This window comes from Chamaesiphon minutus PCC 6605 (assembly GCF_000317145.1).
Lineage (GTDB): Bacteria > Cyanobacteriota > Cyanobacteriia > Cyanobacteriales > Chamaesiphonaceae > Chamaesiphon > Chamaesiphon minutus.
This window is the reverse complement of record NC_019697.1, coordinates 3,526,038-3,552,536: the sequence shown is the minus strand read 5'-3', so window position 1 is coordinate 3,552,536 and position 26,499 is coordinate 3,526,038. Positions and strand designations below refer to the sequence as shown.

Annotated in this window: 24 protein-coding genes and 1 pseudogene; 8 read left to right on the top strand and 17 right to left on the bottom strand. The window is 46.0% G+C overall.

The window, feature by feature from the left end; translation table 11 throughout:
• Nucleotides 1-6: 6 nt before the first annotated feature.
• From CHA6605_RS16300 to CHA6605_RS16290, 3 genes and pseudogenes are all read right to left on the bottom strand, one after another.
• Nucleotides 7-1,380, bottom strand: a complete 1,374-nt coding sequence (locus tag CHA6605_RS16300) for an IS4 family transposase (protein WP_015158054.1) — start codon at nt 1,378-1,380, stop codon at nt 7-9.
• Between the two features lie 96 nt (nt 1,381-1,476).
• Nucleotides 1,477-1,650, bottom strand: a pseudogene (locus tag CHA6605_RS16295) (Uma2 family endonuclease); the annotation flags it as partial.
• Between the two features lie 223 nt (nt 1,651-1,873).
• Nucleotides 1,874-2,605, bottom strand: a complete 732-nt coding sequence (locus tag CHA6605_RS16290; protein ID WP_015160513.1) for an HAD family hydrolase — start codon at nt 2,603-2,605, stop codon at nt 1,874-1,876.
• 376 nt (nt 2,606-2,981) lie between these two features.
• Here CHA6605_RS16290 and CHA6605_RS16285 point away from each other — a divergent pair, with 376 nt between their 5' ends.
• The gene (locus tag CHA6605_RS16285; protein WP_015160512.1) at nt 2,982-3,827 is read left to right on the top strand and encodes a universal stress protein; all 846 of its coding nucleotides are present in this window, start codon (nt 2,982-2,984) and stop codon (nt 3,825-3,827) included.
• 179 nt (nt 3,828-4,006) lie between these two features.
• Here the strand turns inward: CHA6605_RS16285 and CHA6605_RS34240 are convergent, their stop codons facing one another.
• On the bottom strand, nt 4,007-4,147 hold the full coding sequence (locus CHA6605_RS34240; protein WP_157260011.1) for a hypothetical protein: 141 nt from the start codon (nt 4,145-4,147) through the stop codon (nt 4,007-4,009).
• A 159-nt stretch (nt 4,148-4,306) separates the two neighbouring features.
• Between CHA6605_RS34240 and CHA6605_RS16280 the strand changes: the two genes are divergently transcribed.
• Both CHA6605_RS16280 and CHA6605_RS16275 read left to right on the top strand, forming a co-directional pair.
• On the top strand, nt 4,307-4,570 hold the full coding sequence (locus CHA6605_RS16280; protein WP_041548174.1) for a hypothetical protein: 264 nt from the start codon (nt 4,307-4,309) through the stop codon (nt 4,568-4,570).
• A gap of 9 nt (nt 4,571-4,579) precedes the next feature.
• Complete coding sequence (locus CHA6605_RS16275) at nt 4,580-6,670, top strand: FHA domain-containing protein (protein ID WP_015160511.1); 2,091 nt, start codon at nt 4,580-4,582, stop codon at nt 6,668-6,670.
• Nucleotides 6,671-6,679: 9 nt separating this feature from the next.
• On the opposite strand, the gene CHA6605_RS16270 is transcribed toward CHA6605_RS16275, so the two are convergent.
• The 3 genes from CHA6605_RS16270 to CHA6605_RS16260 form a co-directional block, all read right to left on the bottom strand.
• Nucleotides 6,680-7,168: a hypothetical protein gene (locus CHA6605_RS16270; RefSeq protein WP_015160510.1), complete on the bottom strand. Its 489-nt coding sequence runs from the start codon at nt 7,166-7,168 to the stop codon at nt 6,680-6,682.
• A 137-nt stretch (nt 7,169-7,305) separates the two neighbouring features.
• Nucleotides 7,306-7,917 (bottom strand): TMEM175 family potassium channel protein, encoded by a 612-nt coding sequence (locus CHA6605_RS16265; protein ID WP_015160509.1) that lies wholly within the window; start codon nt 7,915-7,917, stop codon nt 7,306-7,308.
• 175 nt (nt 7,918-8,092) lie between these two features.
• On the bottom strand, nt 8,093-9,091 hold the full coding sequence (locus CHA6605_RS16260; protein ID WP_015160508.1) for a pentapeptide repeat-containing protein: 999 nt from the start codon (nt 9,089-9,091) through the stop codon (nt 8,093-8,095).
• A gap of 252 nt (nt 9,092-9,343) precedes the next feature.
• Here CHA6605_RS16260 and CHA6605_RS16255 point away from each other — a divergent pair, with 252 nt between their 5' ends.
• Complete coding sequence (locus CHA6605_RS16255; RefSeq protein ID WP_015160507.1) at nt 9,344-10,726, top strand: hypothetical protein; 1,383 nt, start codon at nt 9,344-9,346, stop codon at nt 10,724-10,726.
• Nucleotides 10,727-10,771: 45 nt separating this feature from the next.
• Here CHA6605_RS16255 and CHA6605_RS16250 read toward each other — a convergent pair whose 3' ends face one another.
• From CHA6605_RS16250 to tmk, 4 genes are all read right to left on the bottom strand, one after another.
• A complete protein-coding gene (locus tag CHA6605_RS16250) occupies nt 10,772-11,905 on the bottom strand; it encodes an acyltransferase family protein (RefSeq protein WP_015160506.1) in 1,134 nt (377 codons plus the stop codon).
• 193 nt (nt 11,906-12,098) lie between these two features.
• A complete protein-coding gene (locus tag CHA6605_RS16245; protein ID WP_015160505.1) occupies nt 12,099-13,451 on the bottom strand; it encodes an MFS transporter in 1,353 nt (450 codons plus the stop codon).
• A gap of 160 nt (nt 13,452-13,611) precedes the next feature.
• Complete coding sequence (locus CHA6605_RS16240) at nt 13,612-14,568, bottom strand: S-layer homology domain-containing protein (RefSeq protein WP_015160504.1); 957 nt, start codon at nt 14,566-14,568, stop codon at nt 13,612-13,614.
• Between the two features lie 344 nt (nt 14,569-14,912).
• Entirely contained in the window at nt 14,913-15,596 is a 684-nt protein-coding gene (tmk, locus tag CHA6605_RS16235) for a dTMP kinase (protein ID WP_015160503.1), read from the bottom strand.
• A 108-nt stretch (nt 15,597-15,704) separates the two neighbouring features.
• Between tmk and CHA6605_RS16230 the strand changes: the two genes are divergently transcribed.
• Together CHA6605_RS16230 and CHA6605_RS16225 are read left to right on the top strand one after the other, a co-directional pair.
• Complete coding sequence (locus CHA6605_RS16230; protein WP_015160502.1) at nt 15,705-16,145, top strand: hypothetical protein; 441 nt, start codon at nt 15,705-15,707, stop codon at nt 16,143-16,145.
• Between the two features lie 205 nt (nt 16,146-16,350).
• Nucleotides 16,351-16,788, top strand: a complete 438-nt coding sequence (locus CHA6605_RS16225; RefSeq protein ID WP_015160501.1) for a peroxiredoxin — start codon at nt 16,351-16,353, stop codon at nt 16,786-16,788.
• Nucleotides 16,789-16,801: 13 nt separating this feature from the next.
• On the opposite strand, the gene CHA6605_RS34235 is transcribed toward CHA6605_RS16225, so the two are convergent.
• Both CHA6605_RS34235 and CHA6605_RS16220 read right to left on the bottom strand, forming a co-directional pair.
• Entirely contained in the window at nt 16,802-16,954 is a 153-nt protein-coding gene (locus tag CHA6605_RS34235; RefSeq protein WP_157260010.1) for a hypothetical protein, read from the bottom strand.
• Between the two features lie 81 nt (nt 16,955-17,035).
• Nucleotides 17,036-17,524, bottom strand: coding sequence for a hypothetical protein (locus CHA6605_RS16220; RefSeq protein ID WP_157260009.1), 489 nt, complete (start codon nt 17,522-17,524; stop codon nt 17,036-17,038).
• Nucleotides 17,525-17,921: 397 nt separating this feature from the next.
• Between CHA6605_RS16220 and glgP the strand changes: the two genes are divergently transcribed.
• The gene (glgP, locus tag CHA6605_RS16215; protein ID WP_015160499.1) at nt 17,922-20,480 is read left to right on the top strand and encodes an alpha-glucan family phosphorylase; all 2,559 of its coding nucleotides are present in this window, start codon (nt 17,922-17,924) and stop codon (nt 20,478-20,480) included.
• Between the two features lie 413 nt (nt 20,481-20,893).
• Complete coding sequence (locus CHA6605_RS16210; RefSeq protein ID WP_015160498.1) at nt 20,894-21,355, top strand: hypothetical protein; 462 nt, start codon at nt 20,894-20,896, stop codon at nt 21,353-21,355.
• Nucleotides 21,356-21,448: 93 nt separating this feature from the next.
• Here CHA6605_RS16210 and CHA6605_RS16205 read toward each other — a convergent pair whose 3' ends face one another.
• From CHA6605_RS16205 to CHA6605_RS16190, 4 genes are all read right to left on the bottom strand, one after another.
• Nucleotides 21,449-22,447 carry a CorA family divalent cation transporter gene (locus CHA6605_RS16205; protein ID WP_015160497.1) on the bottom strand — a complete coding sequence of 333 codons (999 nt, stop codon included), beginning with the start codon at nt 22,445-22,447 and terminating at the stop codon, nt 21,449-21,451.
• A 131-nt stretch (nt 22,448-22,578) separates the two neighbouring features.
• The gene (gene trmD, locus CHA6605_RS16200; RefSeq protein ID WP_015160496.1) at nt 22,579-23,268 is read right to left on the bottom strand and encodes a tRNA (guanosine(37)-N1)-methyltransferase TrmD; all 690 of its coding nucleotides are present in this window, start codon (nt 23,266-23,268) and stop codon (nt 22,579-22,581) included.
• Nucleotides 23,269-23,425: 157 nt separating this feature from the next.
• Complete coding sequence (gene bioD, locus CHA6605_RS16195; RefSeq protein ID WP_015160495.1) at nt 23,426-24,124, bottom strand: dethiobiotin synthase; 699 nt, start codon at nt 24,122-24,124, stop codon at nt 23,426-23,428.
• Between the two features lie 93 nt (nt 24,125-24,217).
• Nucleotides 24,218-26,482, bottom strand: coding sequence for a serine/threonine-protein kinase (locus CHA6605_RS16190; protein ID WP_015160494.1), 2,265 nt, complete (start codon nt 26,480-26,482; stop codon nt 24,218-24,220).
• Nucleotides 26,483-26,499 lie beyond the last annotated feature (17 nt).

The following is a 26,499-nucleotide window of genomic DNA, read 5'->3' as shown; positions in this document are numbered from 1 at the left end:
GACAAGTTAAGAAGCGATCGCACTTGTCAAGCGGGCTTGAGGCGATGAGTCGAAGAAAAAATTGTCTGTTCGACTCATAGAATCAGGAAAAGGTGCAATAATTAACTTAACATTAGGTTTACGAACAGTTTTAACAATACCTAAATCTTGATTCTCTGGGGCAGCAAAATAGGTGACTGGATTGGCAGCTAAACCTTTATGATGAGCTACATGAAAGTGATAAAGACCTCGATAAATCATCTCTAAAGAAATGCGGTCGAATGGGAGAGATAATTCATCAGCTACAGCATCACCTAAATCGACTAGAACTGCATAAAACAGCCAAGTCCCCCACATCTGTAATTTAATTCCATTAACTGAACCAGTCCATAAATAACTCAACCCGAGCAATCGTTTAACAGTATTAAAAGCCTCTTCAATTCGCCACCGTCTTCCGTACAAATCGGCGACTACATAGGGAGGAAGATTCAATGGGTCGAGTACACTAGTTAGATAAGAATACCAGACTTTACCCACTTTAATTTCGACTAATCTTACAGTTATATATGGAGTCTTTTTGGTGCCAGACCCCATCCGCACTATTCGGTCACGGATACTATAACTATTGCTAAATACTCGTTCTATCTGTAGCGATGCACCTTTTTTTAATCGAGTAATAAAATGAATATCTCTGTTAATTAATTCTTGCCAAAATTGGAAATGATAGAAGCCTCGATCCAAGAGCAATAAAGTGCCCGATGTTACTAAATTCAGGATATCTTTCTCAAAATTAACATCTGAAGCTTTGGGATTTTCTCTAAACCAGATTTCAATCGGCAATCTCGTCACCAAATCTATGACTACTCCCATTTTTCCCGCTAGTTGTCCGATTGGCACATCAGATAAGCTATCTAATTTCTTGAATATCGCTTCCAATGTGGAGCCATCACATGCCCAAATCCGCTCAAATTTTGCTTGAGCAAATTCAATGCTTTGTGGCAACAATCGCTGTTTTCTCTGGTGCCACTTCACTCTAAATTCTGGCAGTAATTCCTTAAACACTCTCTCAAATAACTCAGATGGAAAGGTCAGAAATCTTTGTGCAATCGCCTGTTGACTTACTTGTGTTGGCTCACACCACAAAAATCCTTCTCGCCCTAACATTCGGCTTAGTTCTCTGACTCCTGGCACATTCCGCCACAGTAGCGTCAGCACTGCTGCCATCATCAAGGGTAAATTTAACAGCCGATTTCTCAGCCCTAATTGTCGGTAGTAATGACTTTGATTGAAAATTGCTGGTGTCAATAAAGCCTCTACTTGAGCGGCGATGATCTCATCTTCCACACCTGGTTGGTGGTTCTTTTTGGCGTGGTCGCGGTTACTTCTTCGGCGGCTGGTCATCAGGCCTCTATTCCCTCAAACTCTTGACTAGAAACAGTTTGGCATCTTTTTATTACCCTTTTGACAAATCTCTGATTTTCTTAACTTGTCACGAATGGGTTCGCCGTGACTTCTAAAGCGCAGTGCCGCAGCCATGTAGACAACTCCTTCAATCAATTCAGCCTTCTTATTCTGGGGCATCGTAGCATAGCGACGCTCGAATTCGTAACGAGTGAGTCTGTCGCCATTTTCTAATGGTGGAATCAGCCGAGGCTGGGAGGGTGTTACCATGGCGGGTGCTGGGTGAGGATTGGCTATTTATCTCGATTGTAAATGAGGGTTGAGGAGCGGTTAGTAACTTAAGTTGCTAGTTATAACCTCAGCGGTTAGAAACCGCTGCTAATGCTGCAAAGTCCGCCTACGCGGACTAAAAAATCCTAGTCCGCGTAGGCGGACTTTGCACCACCAGCCACGACTTCCAGTCGTTGGCAGATCCAGTAACTAGCAACTTGGACTACTGGCTGATTTGTAACTGGGATAAATCCTCGATCGTGACATCCGACATGGCGATCGGTTGCATGAATCGACCCCAGGAGATGCCGATACAGCCTGCTGCGCCGCCGTTTTTGGCCATAGACATATCCCAGGTACTATCGCCAACCATTAGGGCTTGTGCGGGATTTACGCCGAGTTCCTGACAGGCAAATTGGAATAAGCGCGGATCGGGTTTGGCAAACTGGAGATCGGAACCTAGCAGCACCCGGAAATGCGACTGTAATCGATGATAATTGGCAAATTTGACGACTTGGCTAGTGGTGGCGGCGGAGAGGATGCCGAGTTTGAGTCCCGCACCTGCAAGGGTAGAAAGCGATTCGGCACAACCGGGAAACATGGCTGCTGGCGTGGATTCCATCACGCGATCGACTTCATTAAAGGCACCTTTGACAATTTCTAACGCCGCACTCCAACCTCTCCCCGTTTCGGCAATGTAAGCCGCTGCGGCAATTTCATTTTCATATTGACTACCCACCGCTTGCAATCCCGCCGGATCTAAACCCTTCTCGGTGACGCCAAATGCCATCAGTAGCGGTTCGCCGACGCCAGGAACTTGAGCGTCGATGAGGCGCGCGCGTTTTTGGGCGAGATTGCGGAGATAGTCGCCTGAGTCTTCGAGGGTGCCGTCTTTATCAAAAATTATGGCTTGAATATCTGTAAATTTGTGGTTGAGACATTCGATCGACAGCATAGGAGATGTGAGAGGTGAATCTAGAGCGATTCAACAATTATCCTGCATTCATCTCTGTCTGGGGCGACTAAATAATAAATAATATTGCGATCGAGCCAGTATGGAGATGGTGACAGTGCAAGATCGAGAACATAACAAAAATTTTAACGACAGTTCGACGACAAGAGGCTAATAAGTTAAACAATCCAAGTTGCGACCTCCTTGAATGCCAACGATTGTGTCTTGATGCACTCAACCTGGAGGTTCCCTCCGTGATGCGCGCGTCGCAAACCGCTTTCCTTACAGGTAGCAACTTGAATTCAATAACCCAATTATTGAGGTGTCAAACATCATCTCACCACCAGTTAAGTTAATAATTAGATAGGATGCTAAATGTATGATTCAAAATATTTTAATTGCCGTCGCTGGCTTGGGTAAATGCGAACGGATGCTCAAGCTGCTGATGGAAATTCCTACCATCCAAGGAGCAAATGTCACCATTTTACATGTGGTAACTCCACAAGTCTCTGCCGAACTAATGGCCGAAAAACTTACTGCTGGCGGTCAAATCTTGGCTGATGCGATCGAGTATCTCAAGCTCGATCCGGCAAAAGTCAATGTCAGACTAAAACAAGGCGATCCTAAAGATACTGTTTGTCAAATTGCCGATGAAGAAAATTCTGACTTAATTATTATGGGTTCGCGGGGACTCAATCGGTTAGAATCGATTCTCTCTAATTCTGTCAGTCAATATGTTTTTCAGCTCACTTCGCGTCCGATGTTATTGGTAAAAGATGATGTCGATATCAGACGCATTAATCGGATTATGGTAGGTTATAATAACTCGCCCGATGCTCAAGCATCGCTCAAATTAGCTCTGTCTCTATTAAGAGATATCAAAGGTAGTCAACTGATCCTCATTCAAGTTAAATCAGATAAAAAAGCTGCCGATGCCGTAAGTAATCCCGAAACAGATCCGATTCTCGCACCTGCGGTTAGTGAAGCCAAACGACAAGGCGTCGCTTATAAATGTATTGTGACGGCTGGCGATCCTGGTAAAGAAATCTGTAAATATGCTGAGGATCTAAATGTCGATCTAATTACGATCGGTTCGCCAGAACGTCGTCCCTCGATCGCCAAAAGTTTACCAGATCTCGATCGGTTATTAGGTGGTTCGCTCTCTGACTATGTCCGCGTCAAAGCTCCTTGCCCGGTATTGTTGAACCGATCGACTGCCAGCTAGGTTTTAGGCGTTAGGCGTTAGGCTTTAGGCGTTAGGCTTTAGGGATTAGATTGCTCGCCAGCAACCTAATCCTGAACTATAGCAATCCTAAAGGAGAAGCATAGTCCCTAAAGGGCGGGCACGAGGCACCGCCCCTACAAGTTGACTTTACGGTGAGGAACTCAAATAGGATCGCTATATCAGACAAAATAACTGACAAAGATCGTCCCGATACTCCACAAACACACGCCAAAATTTAGATAATATCCCCAAGCTCTTTTAGACTTAGAAAGCTTCAAGCTGTTTTGAATCAGCCACCACTCGATCGCGAACAAGGGCATAGATCCTGCTGTTATGGACAAAAAGCGCAGGATGCTAACATCATAATAGCCACCAGCATCGACAATGATTAGCTTGACAAAAGCTACAATATAGGCACAAAGATGAATGCCAAGTTGTAATAATGAAACCGATCTAAATAATTTACCAGCCGCTAATTTTTGGATGAGATCTTCATTAGGTGCGAACCCGACGGCTTTAGCTTAATTATTACTGATGTGGGCGAATTCCGGTCAAAAGTTTTTTACACAGTCAGACAGCTTACTGCTAAATCACCCAAAGATGTCAAAGCAATTTTAGATACTTTTGATGATGTGATAACTGCATTGGGATACAGAAGGAAAATCTGGAATATTGCTAGCGACCTAGAAAAAGTTGGAGCTAAGATTAGGATTATTTTAGTCGATGACGATCGATTTAGCTAAATTTGGATAGTGTACGATGATTTAGATCCCCAACTTCTCCGAGCAGTCGGGGATCTAAATCTAAATGAGGCGCGATCGAGCAAAAAATCGCTCATCCTGCTAAGATCGATCGTTAAACACTCAGTCAATCGATCGATCGTGCAAATCCGTTTGATGTGGGAAGATCCAGCAACAGGAGAACGCAAAGAACCCCTGTTAACCGTGCCCATTGCCTTGGGGCGAGAGTTTGCGCGACTGCCGGATCTGTTAGACGGACAGCGCGTGTGTCGGATCGTACTAAATAGTTTGGATGTATCTCGCTATCATGCCTCGATCGAGATGGCGGGAGATCGGTTAACGATCTTCGATCGCGGCAGTAGTAATGGTGTCATCGTTAATGGGACAAAGCAAGCCCAAAGTTCGATCGAGCCTGGAGATGTCATTAAAATCGGCAATTACCAAATTGCCATCGCTTTACCAGATAATTCTCAACCTGTTGCTACACCAGCAAGTCAATCGCAGATTAGATTTAATTCTGTCACTAATCGACCCGATCCGCGCATCACGCCGCCGCCTGTAGTTCAGCTCAATAGTTGTCTACCCACGATCTTCCGCCAAACCCATATCGAGCCGCAAGCCATTCACGCTACCGGATTGCCCGTCGAAGAAGTCGAGTATGCGACTGTCGGCGGCGGTTTGGGGAGTTTTATTTGGGTAGACTTATTGCGCATTAGTGGCGTGAGTACCGATCGCATCCGCGCCTTGGGAATGGAGCAGCAACCCTACGGACGCTATCATCAGCTCTGTCTCAATGCTCAGATCGTGCCTTACGAGCGGCTTAGATCCCCCGCCGATGCCTGTCCTGACAATATTTGGGGTTTTCCCAATTATGCGACCGTAGAGGCGGTGAGAGACATCGCTAAAGGGAAATTGAAATCGGGCTTGGGGCATCTGTGGCAAGTCTTCGCCGAGCCGACGCTGGCTGATACTTATACTCCCAAAGCTGGGGATGTCATCGCCGCGATCGATCGCGAAGCTGCACGAATTAGTTGGAAGAAAATGATTCGCACAGCGAGCGTCCAAGCCATTCGCAAGACTACCGACGGACGCTATGCGATCGTGTATACCTGCCAGCAACCGACTGATTATGCTTGCACGATCGCGCGGTACGTGCATATTGCTACTGGTTATCCCGCGCTCCAATTTTTACCAGATCTCCAGGCTTATCGCGATCGCACTCAGGATTTCAAAACCGTAGTTAATGCCTACGAACCCCACGAACATATCTACGAATCGCTAGCCATGTATGGCGGGACGGTATTATTACGCGGTACGGGAATTGTCGCCGCGCGGATCCTTCAGAAACTCTACACCCTCCGCCGCAATAACGATCGAGTCGAAATCCGCGTCATTCAGTTACTCCGCTCCCCCAAAACCGACGGGAATAAATACGGTTTAGCCGAGCGCAAAGTCGAACATAATTATGAATTTCAGCCCTTCAATTGGCCGAAATCAGCCTGGGGCGGTCAGTATAAAACCATCCTCGAACATGCCACCCCAGAGCAACGCCAGCATTTACTCGCCGATTGGGGTGGCGTCACGACGATGAATCGTCCCGACTGGCGTAAAATCATCACGGGTGGCATCCATAAGGGTTGGTATCAGATCTTTTATGGGGAAGTTCAGCAGGTAGTCCCCAATCCCAATCGTGGCGGTACGATTACCACCGTGTGCGAATCGGGAGTCAAAGGCGACATCCACTTAGAATCCGACTTTATCATCGACGCGACGGCTGTCGATGCCCCAATTACTGCTAGTCCCTTACTTCAAGATCTAATTCAGCAATATAATTTACCGATCAACCAGTTAGGCAGGCTGACAGTTACCGAAGATTTTGAATTACCCGAAATGGCCAATCAGGTGGGCAAAGTCTATGCTTCTGGGGCGATAACATTAGGTAATTATTATGCACCTGTCGATAGTTTCTTGGGGCTACAATATGCCGCTTTTAATATCGTGCAAGATTTACTCGCTCGTAATGCGATCGAACTCAAGCCCTTAGTTTTATCTCGCTCGCTTTTACAATGGTGGCACTGGATTATTAATCGATCGCCAAATTAGAGGATAAATTTAATTCAGATCGAGCATTCCGCATTGATAGAAGTGCATATATTGCCGTGCTAAATTTGTGGGGATTTTAGTACGGCGAAGATCCTGACGCATCGCCAAAAAAAGATCCGACATTGACTGCTCCAAATTTTTCCTAGCTATTTTATCTTCGCGAATCAATTGTCGGACATTGCCTGCGGCTTGCACCCATAGCTCATCATACAATTCCATATACTTAAATAAAGCCGCTAAAACATCATCCGACGCAAACAGCCAACCCTTCTCGATTTGAGCGATGATATTGCGACGTTCTGCGGGAGTTGTCGCTAAAATCAGCCCAAACAAAGCACCATTGAGATCTTCGTAGAGTTTTTGCCTGCGCTCGACTATTTCTGTTTGACGTTTGATATTCTCTTGCCAAGTATAAGTTGCCACCCCAATTGCACCAGTCACTACGACTACAATTAATGGCAAGAAAGTTTTGAGAGCTTCTAAAAAATTGTCAGACATCGACTACTCCTATGGTTGAGATGTGGTGAGAAACAATACTCTAGTAGTCTATTAAATCTAGGTAGGAGCTTGGCGGGGAGGGGGGAGCGGGGGCGCGGGAGATAGGCAATGGTAACTTAACTTGCACCTTTTCCTTACTAGGCGTTGCTCCGCAGCGCAAAATAGATTGCCAACACAAAGCATACGCCAACACTCAGCCATACAGATATAAATGACAACGCAAAGGCAACTAAATACAATCCTGGGCCAAATCGATACTGTTTGGTAATGGCGTCTACTTCGTGCCGATCTGCCTTTTGTGCGAGCAGTCTGTCCGCTGTGGCAGCATGTTTCCACAATCGATTAAACACGATCGCGATTGCCAAAAAGATGCCCGCATATACACTTGCAGCAACCCTCGCCTGGGGATGAATCAAATATTCCGCCAATAACGCCGTCGGAAATGGTACGAACGTCACCAGCATTAGGAGCAGTCCGTTCCAGTAGAAAAAAGCATGGTCGGTACGCGCTACCAAACTAAAAATCCGGTGATGATTGACCCACATCACCAAAATCGAGGCGAAGCTAGTCAGAAATGCCAAATAACTCGGCCATAGGGACAGCAACGAAGACACTAAACCGACTGTTTCGACGATCTTGTGTTGCGGTACTTTAATTTCTAGCACCAATAGCGTAATCGCGATCGCAAATACGCCATCGCTAAATGCCTCGATCCGTCCGGTTTCACTCTGTTCGGGTGCTTCTACCATACAATGCTCGATCGTAATTTTGGTAGTAGTTTATCAAACATGTCACCATCTCTCAAAATTTGAGGGTAGGGATAATGTCTTGTCACACTATTCGCTAGAGTAAACCTCCAGCAAGTAGTGCGCCGCATCATCAAGTGCGCCTACCCTGAAGAGCGAGTGATTTCAATCTTTGTTATTAAACATTCGCATACAGCCTGCCGTCAGGCATCTTAGCACCAGTCAGAATCGTCCCGACCATGCTAGCACTACTCATTTCCGCACGCATCAAATTCGCATTGGTTAAGTTGGCATCTTCGAGATCGGTTTTGGCTAAATGTGCCTCGATCAGTTCGACATTAATCATCGTCGAATAACATAAAATGGTGCGTGTCAGATCGGCGTGATGCATCCGTGCATCTGTGAGATCGGCATAACTCAAATTAGTATTTGCCAACTTAATTTTAGACATGATCGCTCTACTCAGATTAGCACCTGTCATGTCGCACGCTGTGACGATCGCCCGTTCGAGTTTTGCCAGAGAGAGATCGGCATGAGGGAGATTTGCCTCGTGCAAATTTGCCTCTGTCAAAATTGCATTCGTTAATTTGGCACCCGTTAAATTGGCACCAGTGAGATCGGTTCCCTTCAAATTTGCCTCAGTCAAATTGGCATAACTAAGATCGACTTTTGATAAATTTGCTCCAGCCATATTAGCATTTCGCAAATCGGCGCGACACAGTTTAGCACTGCGGAGATTGGAATTATAACTGCGTTTTTCCTCTCGAAAATTAGCCGCACGCAGACAAGCACCGCTGAGATTGGCACCGCTGAGATTGACATTGCGTAAGTCCGCATCCATCAGATTGGCATCGAGGAGATTTACCCATGTCATATCGGCACCGCGAAAATCGGCATATTGGAGACTGGCTCCATGCAAGTCCGCATCGCGGAGATTGGCACCTTGAAGATCTGCTCGGATCAGCGTCGCGCCGCCTAATTTGCAGCTAGAAAGGTTGGTTTTGAGTAACTGAGCGCGATTGAGGTAGGCAAACGTGAGATTGCTTTTGCGTAAATCGGCTTGGTTGAGGACAATATCGATTAAGTCTTGGGAAACCAAACTAAATCCACTCAGATCGACCGAGCTAAAATCCCGTTCGCCACCGCGATATCGCCACAATAGTTCTTCCGCATCCATAGCTTGGCTAGTATCTGTATTGAAGATGTCTTGCCTATTGTTCCCCGATTAGGTGCCAATGTTAACGTTCGATCCTTTCGATCGAAGTCAACTTCGCTTCTGTAAATCTTGGCTTTAAGATCGGCAGCTCTGTCTCGCTCTGTTAAATTACAGTTGGCGTCAATTTATAGTACAATAGTTGCAATTTTAGCGATCGCTTAAATACGGTTTAAATATGTATCTCCCAGAAATGTTGAACGATCGCCTAATCTAATGACTAAAAAAAATCCTCAAAGAATTTTATCTCATCTGGCAATTGTCTATGGGATATTTATTGGTTGTGCTGTAATCGGTATGATAATTTGTCCTAGAGCTTTTGATAAATTCTTCTCGATCGTTCGTCTTAGTCCGTCGATAAATGCTGTTAAAGATGGTTATTATTGGGATGTAGAACATTATGCTGCAATGGTTATTAGTGATACTTGCAGTGCATTCTATCCATTATGGCCATGGTTGACTAGGAACATATTTCACCCGAATACAGTAGTAACTGCGGCTTATCAATTAAAGACGTTAGGAGCAGGGATATTTTTAGTAATTTTACCACCTTTGTATATTTTATTCGATCGACTATTTAAGTCTTCAAAACTAGCTCTCTTAATTCTACTATTATTTACTCTCAATCCGACAGGTATTCAGAGAGTTTTAGGATATACAGAAAGTTTTTATTGTGCGGTTACTCTGTTTCTAATTTGGAGCTTACACGAGCTTCAAATAAAGCCGATGAGTCGGCACTACTTAATTGCCGCAGTTTCCACTGTTATTATGTCTTTAATTAGACCTTGCTCGATTCAATTAATAGGCTCGGTGATGGGAGCTTCGCTCGTTTTAGTTAGTCTCAAGTGGCATAACAACAAACAAACTAGTTTTAGGTCGATATTTCAGCAGTTCCTACCAGAGCTAAAAATATCTGCTTTAATATCTATAGCCACAATTGTGGGATACTCCATTTACGGATGGATCTGTTGGCAGATGAGAGGCGATTTCTTAGCCCCATTTCACGATCAAGCTAATTGGGGTCGGAAATTTGGATTCTACCCAGATCTACTTTTTATTAGAACATCTATGTTCGATATGATGGGACTATATATGCCCTGGATTATTCTGGTTAGTGCTGTAGCATTTGTTGTGATGAAGGATAAATTTAATGCCATCTTAAATTCGATTCCAAAATCTCCACTTGGCAATGTATGGCTACTCTACCCAGCCATCTTTATTCCATTTACAATCATTAGGTTAAAATTACGCTCTAAACAGATCGAGACAGAATGGAGCACCTTAAGTGAAGACAAGTTAGATCGACAAAATGAAGTAGATACATTAGCTACAAATTATTTATTTTGGTTCTCAACTTGCTTTGCTGTAATTACTTGCACAATCGTGTTTTTGTGTCCGATGGATTTTGGTTTTACAACCATAGCAAGTCTAGGCAGACATGTGTTTGCAATCCCATTTTTTTACATTAGTTTGGGATATTTGTGTATTTACTTTAATAATGCGAAAGTAAGCAGATCTCTTTACTACTGGCTAGTAATCTCTATAATTGCCACGATCGAACAATGGATTAAGTACGGAAAAGACCAATGGTTGAGTTAATCGAAATCGCTCGAGATAACTGATTATTTCTGTAAAAGTGAGTATCTAAATTTTTAAAAACCACCGCTGGCGATACATTAGATACGCGACCACCAGCCATAATAGAACAGTCGCGATCGCAAATAAGACGCCACTATTAAGCGCACCCGCCCAGCCAAACAACTGCGTACTCAACCATACATAAATAGATGTATCTTTAGCAATCTGATTGACCATCAATAACTTAATCAGCACAATCGAAGCCACATAGATAAAAATTGCATTCAAACCCATAACTTCAAATGGTTTAAACCACTGCCGATATTTACGGACATCGACTAATTCGTAACAAGCCGCCAGCGAAATTAAACCCCAACCAGTTGTAAATAACACGAACGAACTCGTCCATAGCTTTTTATTAATTGGGAAAAAACTATTCCAAACTAACCCAATGACTACAGCCGCCAATCCATACATCAGGAGGCTGGCACTAGTGCGAGTAGCTACAGGCTGACGTTTCAACCACGTTCCAGTGAGGTAACCAAATAAAATGCTGGAGATCGCAGGTAAAGTACTAAATAATCCCTCTGGATCGCTGAGGTTTTTAGAGCCTTTATGCAAATGTGCTGGCGTAATAATTAATCGATCGACATAAGCTCCAAAGTTACCAAATTGGCTGAATACACCATCGCTATTATCTAAGGCCGGAATAAAAGCCAAAATTAGCCAATACCCTACCAAAATACCGCCAGTTAATATCCACAAACATCTTTGAGCTAGAGCTAAAACAGCGATCGAAGCAAAGAAAAAAGCAATTCCAATCCGCTGCAATACACCCATAATCCGTAGCTTATCGAGATTTGCAAAGAACTTCGGCTCGGTGAGATTATAATTCCACACTAAATTATTTAGAATCAAACCTAAGCCAAATAAGATCGCACTCCGACGAAGAATTTGCCAATATACTTGCTTGGAGAGTGGCACATCTCCACTCGTATATTTAGCCAGCGAAAATGCCATCGACACGCCGATAATATACAGAAAAAATGGGAAAACTAAATCGGCGATCGTATAACCATGCCAAGGAGCATGATCGAGCCAAGCATATTTGCGATCGTCATTGGGCAGGCTAGCCATATTTACCAAAATCATGGTAGCCATCGTCAACCCTCGAAAGACATCTAGGGAGGTTAAGCGCATAAGGGTGGATGGGTGGATGGGTGGATGGGTGGATAGATAGACAGGTGGATAGATAGACGGGTAACGGGTAATGATGAGTGCGTATTCTATTCCCTATTCCCTATTCCCTAAAGCCTAAAGCCTAAAGTTTAAAGCCTAAAACCTAAAACCTAAAGCCTAAAGCCTAAAGCCTAAAGCCTAAAGCCTATCCCCTCTACTCCTCACTCCCAATTAATAGTATCAAAGTAGCAACACAGGCAAAAAAGGCTCCGACGGTAAATGTAAAGCCAGAGCCGATTTGCAGCCAACACCAACCAGCAATCAGATTGGCAATTAGGAGAGTGATGCCGATGACTAAATTGAATAAACTAAATGCTGTCCCCCGTCTGCTTGGCTCTACAGCTCTATTTACTAGATCGACTGTCAAACCCTGAATCATTGCCAAATGCAGTCCGTACAAGCCAAATAAACACCAAATCTGAACATTTGTGGTGACGACTGCTAGTCCAAAATACACGATCGCGTGGAGTAAAAACCCAGTTAGCAGAAAGCGAATCTTGAGAGATCGATTATCGCGATTGGCGGTGAGGTTGAGGACGAGCGAACTTATTGGATAGGATACCAAGGCAAAGACTAAATTCATCACCACCAGTCCCACGGGAATAAATGCTGGGGACATACCGATCTCAATCGATCTCATTAGCATGAATGCATCGCTAGAGTTGCCAAGATTAAAGAAGATAGCCGCAACTACTAGCCGCCAATATTCGCCGCCTAATGCTGGTATATCTCGTAAATAAATCGGGTTGTAACTTGGCAATGAGTCCGCTCTCTCGGAGTGGCGAGTAGTTACGGCGGTGGAAGATACATTCCGTTTTTGCTGTGATGGTGAAACGCTAGTGTAAAATTTATCATTTCCAGCCAGCAAACCAGTCATTTCGGCTGGTAGGGTTAATAGTTTCTTGGGTTCTTGGACGGGTTTGACTACCAATATTAATAAAGCTAAGCCCATACAACTCGGAACTACCGCGCCAGCAAATATTAGATTGTAACCATTCGGCTCGACATATAAAATCGCACCCGCGACGATCGAACCGATACAAGCTCCCGCAATTAATAGCGATTGTCGCAAGCGATAAGCTTTAGAGCGCGTTTCTTCCGATGTCAAATCTGCCATCAATGCCTTGCGCGGAGCAACACTAATCCCCTGTCCGAATCGATCGCCAAATTGAGTCCAGATTACCCAGATCGGATCGAGAGCGATGGGGAGCAGCGATCGCATCAATGTAGCGATCCCATAGCCAATTACTGCTAGTCCTTTTTGCATTCCCAGATAATCGCTCAATGCTCCCGAAAAGACGCGCATAATTGCAACTGTGGCGGCGGAGATCCCTTCGATCTCGCCAATTGTCATTGCGCCACCTTGTAATTTTAACAAAACAAAAATCGGTAGCACCGATCGAATCATTTCCGCACTAATGTCTACCAGTAAGCTTGATATACTTAAAATCCAGACCTGATAAGGTAAGCGTTGGTGTAATCTCTCCTTGGGAGAATCGAGTCTCATAAAATAGTGAATAAAAATTTAAAAAGTATTTAAAATTAGAAATTATAAATTATTAGATGCAACGCAATTTTGTGAATATTCCGGCAATCGCGTTGCATCGAAAAATGTCAAACATAGACGATAATTGCTTTATCTTCTAATCCAGCTCGTTTACTCACGCTTATTTTTGTGGTTGAATTTTGCCTTCTTTAACTAAGGATTGATAAATTAGAGCGGCAGCATCAGCACGAGTCGCATTGGCAACGGGTTTGAGTAGATTGGTGTCTTTATCTTTGATAATCAATCCCGCATCGATCGCGGCTGCCATTTTGTCTTTAGCAAATTTGGGCATCCGATCGGCGTCTTTGAACTTACTCAATACTTGCCCCGTACTAGTAGGCACTGCCAGTTTCAATCCTTTGGCTAAAGATATCTGTAATTGATAGCGCGGAATCGGTTGATTTGGGAAGAATTTGGTCGGTGAATAGCCAGTCATAAATCCTAATTGTACCGATTTGTCGATCGCTTCTTTGCGGGAATAATCAGTTGGGATGTCGGCAAATTTAGATGTTGCCATCATTACTGGTTTATCGGCAAATGCCCGATCGAGCATTTTGGCATATTCTCCTCTGGTAATTTCCTTACTCGGATCGAATTTACCATCGCCAAAATCATCGAGAATTCCCCGTTTCTGTAACTCATTGATATAATTTTCCGCCCAGAATTGTTTGGGTACATCTGTAAAAGCTGGGACTACCGACACTTTAGTGGGAGTTACTACCTGGGGTACGACAGTTTTCGGCGTTTCGACAACAGGTACTTCGACTGTTTTGACGATCGGCGGTACAAAAGTAGCGGGGGGCGCACTCGGAGCCGACGGCGGGGTTTCCACGCGCGCGCTATCGGCGATCGTCCGTCTTTCTCTGTTGAGATAAATATTGCGATTGCCTAGCACACCGACTTGGCGATTGGAATTGTCGTTATTGAGGCTAGACATCGCGCCTTGGAACATCGGTTGGTACTTTTGACCGAGTCCCCAGAAAAATACCGTACCGATCCCAGCTAGAGCTACTCCGATCGCGATCAGTTCGTCCGCAGTCAGGCGGCGACGACGATTGGGATTGGGTGAGTTAGTCATAGTATTTACCTCAATGCTAAATTTTTTAAAGTTAAAGAATTTTGGTATCGCTTATCGTTGATATCTCGATCCAGCTTCACAGCAAGTCCAGACGCTCGGATTTAAGTTTTTATCCCGGTAGTATTTGCCTAAACGCTAGATCGCAGTAGTGTAAAATCTTGACAGGATCGCTCCAAATCTTTGATTTGACAACCATTGATGTCAACAAAAATGCTATTTAATTGACGACCTCGATCGGGTAGCAATTTTACCGATCGGTGACTAAATTTTTCCACTTAGTCTGATTTTAAATAGGATTATCGCATTATTTGTCTTTAAATTACAAAACTATTGAGTATTTAGTCTTATTTGGGGGGGCGCGCATCCGTTACTGTGGCAGTATCTGCACTACCTAAATCGAACCATTTCTGCTGTGTTAATATCGTCTGAATCTCCATCTGAATGACAGTAGCAGAGCGATCGGCATCGATGCGAACAATGCGATTTGGATAGCTATTTGCTAACTCTTGATAGCCCTGTCTGACCCGTTGGTGAAAATCTAAATTTGCCCGTTCCATCCGATCGGGCTGACCGCGCAATCCAACTCGTTGCAAACCGATCGTCACATCCAGATCTAGCCAGAAAGTCAGATCGCTTTGCAACCCACCTGTCGCTAATTGATTGACCCGATCGATCTCATCGCGATCGAATCCCCGTCCGTAGCCCTGATAGGCAATTGTCGAATCGGTAAATCGATCGCATAAGACCAGATCGCCAAGCTTTAGATGCGGTTTGACGATCGATTCTACATGTTGAGCGCGATCGGCACCATATAATAATAATTCGGTGCGATTTCCGATATCGTTACTGGGGTCGTTAAGCAACATCTGGCGAATCTGTCGTCCCAAATTTGTCCCACCTGGTTCGCGCGTCACAATTGCCGATTGATTCTTGCCAGGTAAGCTTTTGAGCCATTCTGCCGCTAACTGAATCTGAGTGCTTTTGCCAGAGCCTTCGACTCCTTCAAACACGATAAACTTACCACTCATGTTTAGCTAAATATTGGATCTAACATCACTACAAATTAGGTAATGAATCTGCTACGATGTCAAGGGAATTTCAGATAACGAAACTTTGTTCTTTAGAGATCGATTACTATGTCTCGCTACACATGTCATTATTCAGTAAATCTGCAATCCTCAAACCTCCGTTCGTCGCTACGTAAATTGATGGAGGTTTGCGGGCTAGAGACAATCTACGATCTGGATGATTACCTCATGGCTAGAGAGATTCCCGGTCGCGTCTCATTTGCTAAATTAGTTACCACCGAAGTCCTCATCGACACCACTCATGCCACTCCCACTCATGTCAAACTGAGCTTTGTCGTCAAAAATGAGGAATTACCCCTCAAAAGCAACAACCACTGTCGCCAAATCTTCGATCTTCTCCGCTCCACCATCGATCGGGATTTTGACTGGCAACCGTTGAATGCAGGACAGTCTACCGCCACATTGCTAGCATCCAAGTCCCAGAGCGATCGTTTTAACAAAGCCGATCTACATGCCAAAACCACCCCTCGCCAAACCATGATGAATTAAGGGCATTACCGATCTAAGGTACGATTTTCTCCCTTCGGTATTTTTTCATCCCCTCACTCCGCACCCCGCTGATTTCGATCCATTAATCCAGCACCGCCGAACTAAACATTGGATAATACATTTATTCTAAAGCTTGAAAAACAGCTCGATCGCGTCTACAGTAAGCTGTGTTAGCACTTCTGAAATATTACAGGGAAATTATCTCATGGCTCTGGCTGTAGGCACAAAAGCTCCTGATTTTAACGTTAAAGACACCAATGGTCATCCGGTGACGCTCTCTGGATTAGCTGGCAAGAAAGTTGTCATGTATTTTTATCCCAAAGATGATACCCCTGGCTGCACGAAACAGGCTTGCAGTTTTCGCGATAATTATGCCGTATATCAAGACAAAGGTATTGTCATTCTTGGCGTTAGCAAGGATGATGAATCTTCGCACCAAGATTTTACTAAAAAATTCAATCTCCCGTTCCCGCTCTTAGCTGACACCAATGGCGAAATTATTGCAGCCTATGATGTTGATGGTGGCGGCTATGCCAAACGCGTCACTTACGCGATCGACGAGAATGGCACGATCGTCCATGTCGATAGTAGCGTTAAGACAGATACTCACGCTAACGATATCCTGACTGCTTTGGGTTATTAATTAACCCAAGTTGCTACTTACCTCTTACCTGCGACTGTTCGCGTTGGCGTAGCCTGCCTTCTCTTCGAGACGCTACGCCTTCTTTGCGTGCTAAATTATCTAGTCCGTGAAGGCGGACTTTGCCGGATGAGCAATGGTTTCTAACTGCTGCGGTTATTGGGAGCAAGTCAGGTTAATTACAGCAACCGCGAACCACGCGGGCAGCCTCCACCCTCTAGCCCCTATTCCCTGCTCCCTAGTCCCTAACCTACCGATACTCATATTTAACCACGATCGGTTTGACTGTTTCTGGGGAGATGGAGTTGACACTCTGGGTCGAAATCTCATGTGTAAATGAAGTGGATTTACCAGCCGGAATAGCGATATTAACCGGAATGATCGCTTGCTTGATCGAGACATCGTTAGAAATAAATTTAGCTACAATGTAATATATGTAATAAGTGTGTTTGCTTTGATTCTCGATCGACCCTTTGACAGTAAACAGGGATTTATCCGAGCTATTGCGAGTCACAGTGATATCTTGGAGTCGGAAATCGCGCTCGACTTCAGTTTGACTCGAATTAGATGCTGCGTTGCTTTGAGCAAGTAGTTGGGGATGTCGATCCGGTGACACTCCCATGGCAGAATTAGCGATGGCAGATTCAACACCAAAACCTTGGATTGCAGACCGACTGCCGAGCGAAATCCAGAGCGCACCAATCGACATGATGACAGACAAATATTGACTGGTTTTCATATTGCGTAAGGTGTTGAGAAATGTGTATCGGCGCATACTAATTATTTTAATCTTTTTAGTTTGACAATCGCGGAAGCTAGCACAGCTTACGCATATTGGCTTGGCTTTGCCCTATGACAAAAGTCTTAAGCGCATCGTTCAAACTCAACTAAATCGCTGATAACTGTGTTCTCTTATGTGTACCCATTTAGACAGAAACAATTACCATCCTCAGCTAAAATTATTTGTAAGTTATAATGTTTGCCATCTCTTTCTCAAAAACTACACGAGCTATCACCTACATCGACAATTTGTCCGATCGCGAAACTTGTAAAGATATTGTGGAGAAACTGGTACCCACCGACCATGGTGGGTAACAATAAGAGATTGAGGAATTAATTGCCGAGGAAGTTTATTGATGCAGCCGATTCGTACATTCAACGTTTCTCCTTCCCTACCAGCCTCACTCGAACCCCTACGGCAGCTTGCCTATAATCTGTATTGGGACTGGAATACGGAGATCAAAGAACTATTTAGAAGACTCGATCGGGATTTGTGGGAAGCTACCCGTCACAACCCAGTCGCTCTATTAGCTAGAGTCAGTCAGTCGCGCTTGCAAGAAGTTGCTGCTGATGATGGTTTTCTAGCTCACATGGAACGCGCAGTAGGCGAACTCAATACCTACTTACACGATCGCAGTTGGTACAAACACAAACGTGCCAATAATGTCGGCAAAGAATGCTTTGCTTATTTCTGTGCTGAATTTGGATTAGTAGACTGTCTGCCGATCTACTCTGGCGGTTTGGGCGTGCTGGCGGGAGATCACCTCAAGTCAGCTAGCGATTTAGGTTTACCCCTAGTTGCCGTCGGTTTGCTATACCAAAAAGGCTACTTTGCCCAATATCTCAATGCCGAAGGCTGGCAACAGGAACGTTATCCAGTTAACGATTTTCACAATATCCCCGTTCAACTCGAACGCAAACCCGATGGCTCCGAACTACGCATAGCGGTAGAGTATCCCGGACGGATGGTGTATGCCAGAGTCTGGCGCGTGCAAGTGGGTGTGGTTCCGCTCTACTTGCTCGATACCAATATCGAGCCAAATAGTGCTTACGACCAAGATATTACCGATGCCTTGTATGGTGGCGATTTAGATACGCGCATTCATCAAGAAATCATGTTAGGGATCGGCGGCTTCCGCGCGCTCGAAGCGTTGGGACACAAGCCGAGCGTCTATCACATGAATGAAGGACACTCCGGCTTCCTGATTCTCGAACACATTCGGGTGCTGATGCAACGCGATGGCTTATCCTTTGTCGAAGCCCGACAAGTCGCGCAGTCTACTCAGATTTTCACAACGCATACGCCTGTGAGTGCGGGATTCGATCTGTTCCCTCCAGACAAGACGATCTATTATGTCGGTCATTATGCTGGCATTTACGGACTGAGTAAAGATGACTTTATGGGCTTGGGACGCGAAAATGCGGCGGATTTAAATTCGCCCTTTAGCATGGCAGCTCTGGCGATGAAGACTTCTAGCTTTGTCAACGGTGTGGCGAAGTTGCACGGCGTCGTCTCGCGGGAAATGTTCCAAAACATGTGGAAAGATGTCCCCATCGACGAAGTACCGATTACGTCGGTAACTAATGGCGTCCACGCCCGCAGTTGCGTCGCCAAATCCGTGCAAGAATTGTACGATCGCTATTTAGGCCCAGAGTGGTCGGAAAAATCGATCGAAGATCCGATTTGGCACAAAATGGACGCGATTCCCGATGAGGAACTGTGGCGCAATCACGAACACAGTCGATCGGAAATGGTCGTCTACGTTCGCGATCGCATCGTCAGCCATCTCAAAGAACGCGGCGCGACTTTAGCTGAAATCAACCACGCGCAAGAAGCACTAGATCCAGGCGTCTTGACGATCGGGTTTGCCAGACGATTTGCGACATACAAGCGCGCGACATTATTCTTACGCAATTTAGAGCGGATTAAAAAGATTTTAGTCGGCAATAAAGAACGTAAAGTTCAATTTGTAATCGCAGGTAAAGCCCACCCCAAAGATATACCCGGTAAGGCACTAATCCGCGATATCGTCCACTTCACGCGCTCCGAAGGCATGAACTCAGTCGTATTCGTCCCCGACTACGATATTTATGTCTCGCGAGTGATGGTAGCTGGTTGCGACATTTGGCTGAATACGCCCCGGCGTCCGCACGAAGCTTCTGGTACCAGCGGCATGAAAGCGGCAATGAATGGCTTACCCAACCTGAGTATTCTCGATGGTTGGTGGGATGAAGCCGATTACGTCCGCACGGGTTGGCCGATCGGTCACGGCGAGCTATACTCCGATGAAGATTATCAAGATAGCGTCGAAGCCAATGCTTTCTACGACCTGTTAGAACAAGAAATCGTCCCCTTATTCTACGATCGAGACAAAGAAGGCTTACCTCGGAAATGGATCGCCAAGATGAAAGATGCCATCCGGCTCAATTGTCCGACCTTCAATACCGCCCGGATGCTGCGGGATTATGCGACTGTGGGTTATTTCCCCGCCAGCGATCGCAACCATGTCGTCACCGACAATCATTATCAAGCTGGTAAAGATCTCGCCCATTGGAAACAAAAGATGCTCAAACATTGGGGCGACCTCAAAGTCCATACCGTCGATGTCTCCGCACCAGAAGATATTAACGTCAATCAGTCGATCTCCGTCAAGAGTCTGATTCAACTAGGAAGTTTAGAACCTCACGACGTCCAAGTCGAATTGTACAAAGGTGCCGTAGACACCAATGGCAAAATCGTCAACGCAGACACCACTGTAATGACCTATCAAGGCCGGGATGGCAACGGGAATAGTCTGTACACCAGTGAGATTGCTTACGCTGCTAGCGGCCTGCAAGGCTTGTCTCTGCGCGTGTTGCCTCACCACCCACATTTGAGCAATCCTTACGAACTCGGATCGATTCTGTGGGCGTAGAGGACTAGGGTTTAGGCTTTAGGGTTTAGGCTTTAGCAGAAATGAGAGATGAGACTACTTATCAGTAGACCAATCCTGCTAATGCTGACTAAAAATTAGCAAAACCATCAGGAGAAGCGACGATCGCGATCGTCGCTTCTCCTGATTTTTATGGCCAAATGTCAAAAATTATCCGACTCGACAGATCGATTACCTCCGGTAAGCTCCGCGAACGACTGCATCTATTAAGTAGCTAGCAAAATTTTGTTTGGAACATTTCGTAATCCAGCCGCGTCAAGGTGGAGTAATCAGGAAAAAACTTACACCTGAAGCTCGACCGAGACAAAAGTTGGCTTAAAAAAAGTTTCTTTGTCTAATAGAAACACCAAACATAGTTAGTCGAGCGACTCTACTTAAAAAACGAGAAACCCAAGATGAAAAAAAATATTGTTGCATTAGTTATGTTGTGCTCGTCAGTTGCTGCTCTAAGTATGAGCGCACCAGCAAAAGCACAAGTGGGTCAGAACGTAATCGGACCAGCCCTAGCAATCGGTGGCGGACAAACAACTGTTGGCGTAAATTCTAAATTTAGAGTTAGCGACAATCTCTCCCTCCGCCCATTTATCTACTTCCCCAGCGGTGGTACCACCTTTGGTAGCGGTCTTACTTATGATTTCGACTTGTCCAACAGAGGCGGCAAAGTTCAAATCACTCCTTTTATCGGTGGTTCTGTATTTATTAACTCCGGTGCTGGTAGCAACACAACTGTTGCCTTCACTGGCGGTGCAGATTTTGATGTCACCGACACAATTCAATTAAAAGCAGCATTAGATGTGCCCTTAAGCAGCAACAATTCTAGCACGCTCGTAACTCTGGGTGCTGGTTTCAAATTCTAGAGACTCTTAACGATCTGGAAATCATCAGATCGTTAAGACAAAATCGAGCCTTCTCTAACAGGAGAAGGCTTTTTCGTGAGTATCGAACAGCGATTAGAATAATTGCTGTCGCCGTAATAGAAACAAAGTCATCGACAAGGTAACGACCATCGTCAAGATTGCCCACCAGAAACCGATTGGCTCTTGTGTCCAAGGCATACCACCAACATTCATGCCAAATATCCCTGTAATCAAGGTAATGGGTAAAAAGATAGTAGTGACGATCGACAACATATACAAGTTCTGGTTGACAGTCTCTTGAAGTTGCCCAGCAATTTCTTCTTGAAGTAATCTCGCGCGCTCCTGAACTAATTCTAAATCCTGAATGACGGCATCTAATCGTTCGAGATTGCGGCGAAGTTCCGAAACATCGATTTCTCGGCACCAAGCTGGTAAACGGGGTATCAACCGTTGAGATAATGCCTGTCGGTTGCCAGTGAGGTGACGGCGCAATCTAGCCAAACCTCTACGTGCGGTGCCTATTTCCCCACGTTTATCTTGAAAATTTCCTTTGAGAAGCTGGTCTTCGATCTCATCTACCACCTCACGAATATCGATCGTCACACTACTAAATATCTCGGTCATGTATTCTAGTAAATGCACCAACAGATCGATGGATGTCTCGATCTGCTCTCCATGCAGCAGAGCTAACCGCAATCGATCGGTCGCTTTGAGAGGTCGTCCGCGCACAGAAATCAGACACCCCCGATCGAGATAGATCCGTACCAACCCCAAACTATCTGGCTCGGCATCAAATTGATAATGTAAGTCGCCTAATATACCTACAAAACCATCTTTAAGCGATTCTATTTGAATATGTGGCGCTGAATCTAACAACATCTCTCTAGCCACTGCTGGGATATACTCGCAATTAGAAATCCAGGTGCGAGCGCGGACATCAGCGAGATTGAAATGCAACCAGATTAAGCGATCGGCAGTGCCTAATTCTTCTGCTAGGGCGTCCCATTCTAGTTGCTGTGGCGGTAATTGAGGGCATAGTAAAAAACCACAAATCAGACCGCGATGATCCGGTAATTCAATCGGTGTCCGCATAAGCTCAACTAGTAAGTGGTTTGAAAGATCGATCTATTGATGTGGCGATCGGGTATACGGTAAAGATCTGGGAAAATTCAAGGTCATCTAGGAATAATTAATGGCAATAACTGCCAACACTCCTTTGATGCTCAAGTATTTTCTAGCCATTTAGTATATAGATCGGGACGTTTTGCCTGGGTACGATCGAGTTGTTGTTGATGTCGCCATTGGGCGATTTTTTCGTGATTGCCAGACATTAGGACATCAGGCACGCGCCACCCGCGAAATTCTGGCGGACGCGTATAGTGCGGGTAATCGAGTAAGCCATCTTCAAAACTATCGGCTTTGAGAGATTCTACTTTACCGACAGTTCCAGGTAACAATCGCGTGATGCCATTAATCAGGGTGAGCGCGGGAATTTCGCCACAAGTCAACACGAAATCACCTAAAGAAATTTCGCGATCGACAATATTCATTACCCGCTCGTCGATCCCTTCATAATGACCGCAAATTAACACCAATCGATCGCAATTATTCTGTAATTCCTCAAATAAGGCTCGATCGATCTTTTCGCCTTGAGGACTCATTAGTAATACCTGAGAACGATCGAAATGCGGCAACGACTCCACCGCTGCAAAAATCGGTTCTGGCTTGATCACCATCCCCACGCCACCCCCATAAGACTCATCATCGACCTTGTGGTGTCGATCGAATGTAAAATCGCGCGGATTGGTAACATGTACCGACGCAATCTGTTTGGCTAAGGCTTTTGCCATCAAGCCACAACCAAGGGGGGAGGTAAAAAATTCGGGAAATAAGGTAATTATGTCAAAACGCATCGGGAACTGTTTGAAAAGCAGGGAGTAGATGGGTGGATGGGTAGATGGGTAGATGGGTAGATGGGTGGATGGGTAGACGGGTAAACTGTCTTATTTTCTTTGCCCTTTGCCTTTTCCCTTTTGCCCTTTGCCTTTTGCCCTCTGCCCTCTGCCTTCATTAAACTCTCACCTGTCGCCCACCGTAAGCCAGATTTGGTAATAATACCTCCAATTCGAGATTGGCGGCGGCGGCGGCTAATAAGTCGAGATCTTCCAGATTTGGCAAATAAGGAAGGCAACCGAGAACGGGAGTGCTAGTGAGCGATTGAATCAGCTCTGCTGGGGCAAAGTTGGCGATTTCTGCGTCTGAGAGTGGCTCAGGACAATTGAGGACAATGCCACGTAACTGAACATTATAATGTTTGGCTAAAGCCACATTAGCCACAGCTAAACCGATCGCGCCGAGTTTGACTGGGACGACTAAAACTGTCGGCAATCGCCACTCCCTTGCGAGATCTGCAACCACAAGTTCCGCCGTTAGCGGCGTCCCTAAACCCCCAATGCCTTCTACCAAGACGAAATCATATTGCTGACGCATCCGCTGGAGAGCTTGCCAAGCCACTCCCAGCTCGATATTAGTCCCAGCTTGTGCGGCGGCGATCGGGGGTGCGAGTGGAGCTGCTAAATAAATCGGATTGATATCCTCGATCGATCGATCGAACACCCGACTATAAAACTCTCGATCGCCATTACCGCACTGAATTGGCTTGAGAATCCCCCAATTTTGCTGCGGGCGATACTTCCGCCCATATGCTGCCAAGGTGGCTGTAAGAGCGGTTTTACCCGCCTCTGTGTCGGTACTGGAGATCAGGAGCATGTCGATAGGTGTTGGGGAGAGGGGGAGAGGGAGAGAGGGAGAGAGGGGGAAAGGGGGAAAGGGGAAACGCTTGCGTCCACTATCCACTATCCACTATTCCGTATCGGTAACCCCGCTATTCGGTGAGGTGTTAGTTTTGGCTGGGGGTACGGGGATGCCGACGGAGGGTTCGGGGCTGGGCGTATTGCTAGGCTGAGTATTGCCGGAATTTGTTGTAGATGAACTCGACTCCGGTGTGGCTTGAGTCGTCCGATTGCGTCTGCGACGGGTAGTTGAAGTAGAAGTTGTCTGGTTGCCAGATTCGACGCGATTGCGTCTGCGGCGAGGAGTGGAAGTGGCAGTTGATTCGTCGCTAGATTCGACGACGCGGTTGCGTCTGCGGCGACGGGTAGAAGTTGCTCCTTCGTTTGATTCGTTGTTCCGTATGCGTTGCCTAGTGGTGGAACTAGTTGAGGATTCCGTGCGATTGCGGCGGCGATTGCGTCTGGGGCTGAGGGTTTCGGTTGGGCTGGGTGAGGTCGAGACGCTGGGGATGGGAGCGGGGAAAGAGCTGGGAAGTCCGTCGTCTGTGGGCTGAGTCGTGCTAGGGCTAGTATTAGGTGTCGGATCGATGCCACTACTATCGTCGGGCACTGGTACGGCTGGCGTGACTGTCGCGTCTGGGATGGCTGTCGCGTCTGGGATGGGCGTACTAGGGACAGTGGATGTGGGTGAAGGGATAGCGGCAATTTGAGTGACGCTGAGTTTGTATGGAAAGGCATTACCCTTTAAGCCTTGAATCGGGCGCAACTCGATCGTGTATTCGCCTGTGGTGGGCACCGATCCGCGCCAACCAACTACCCGATCGGCTTGCGAATCGATCGGGCTGCCAGTTGGCGTCAGAATCGTCATTAGGACTTGAGTTGCGGCCATCGTCGGCACGGAGATGGGTGGATTCTGGGACTGAGCATCATTGGTCGTACTCGGGCTGGGCGACATGCTCGCGCTCGGACTAGAAAGCGATGTTGCCGGATTTGTCGTCGATGCGGTAGATGTTGAGGGAGCGGAACTGGTTTGACTGCCAGCAAAAACTAGCTGAATATCTAGATTTTGACCAGCTAGCGCGGCAACTCGATATTTGACAGAGTTCTCGGTGCTCACCATGCCCTCTCTGAAAATCGGTCGATCCATTTCTGGTTGGATCGCATCGCTGTTAGTAGGGCTGGGGTTGGTAGTATCGGTCGGAATTGTGGGATTGTTAAAGTCGATCTGTTTGGGTGGCGTGGTGGCAACTGGATCTGAAGATTCACGGTGTAGGAGTTGGCTCACGCCAAACCAGGAGCCAAAACCAGCCAAGAGGGAAATAAGAATTCCCACTGGAATAAATACTTGCGGCTTTTCCCAGATCGATTTGCGTTCGAGATTGGTAATTGCCGTTTGCGCACCGTCAGCAGCGGGCGGAACTTTACCGCCGACGGCAACGGTGGGCACAGCAGAAAGACGATTGGGGACGATTGGTGGCAGATCGATCGGTTGTGGAGTGGGACTGGCAACGGCACGCAGATCGCTTTCGACTTCGGCGGCGGATTGGTAGCGATCTTCGGGATTGGGACTCAACATTTTGCTCAGGCAATTGGCAAATCGATCGTCGATTTGCGTCCATCTGCGCCAGTCCCAGTTCATCCGCTCGTTTTCAAACAGAGCACTAGGTTCTTTACCAGTTAATAAGACGATCGCCGTTACTGCTAGGGCGTAAAGATCGCTATGAGGATAAACTCGACCGCCGTGGATTTGTTCGCTGGGTACGTAGCCCGTGCGCCCTACAGAAACGCCACCATTGAAAGGCACCGCTTGGAGTTGATTGGCAAATTCTTTGACAATGCCAAAGTCGATAAGTACGGGCAAGCCATCGCTCTGGCGGCGCACGATATGTTCGGGGCAGATATCGCGATGGATGACGCCTTGAGTGTGAATGTACCCGATTGCTGGCAAAATTTTTAATAACAACTGCCAGACTTCACTTTCGCTCAACACCGTCCCCAGATCGCGATGTTCTGCCAAAATTTGACCGTAGGTTTTGCCCTGAATATAATCTCGCACTAAAAAGAGGCGATTTTGTTCTTCAAACGTCGTCCAAAAGCGGGGCAACTGCGGCAGATCGAGCCGTTCGAGTAAAGTGGCTTCGTGCTTAAAAAGCTCTTTGGCTTTGACTACAGCACTAGAAAATTGCGAAAAAGGAGTCAATTCCTCGATCGAGTAATAGGCATCGGGATATTGGCGATCGGTCGCGAGATATGTCCGCACCAATCCTCCCTCTTCTAGGATGTTGAGGATGCGGTAACGTTGCTGCAAAAGAGTATCTGGGGCAATTGGTAGCATACGATGTGCTCGCTCAA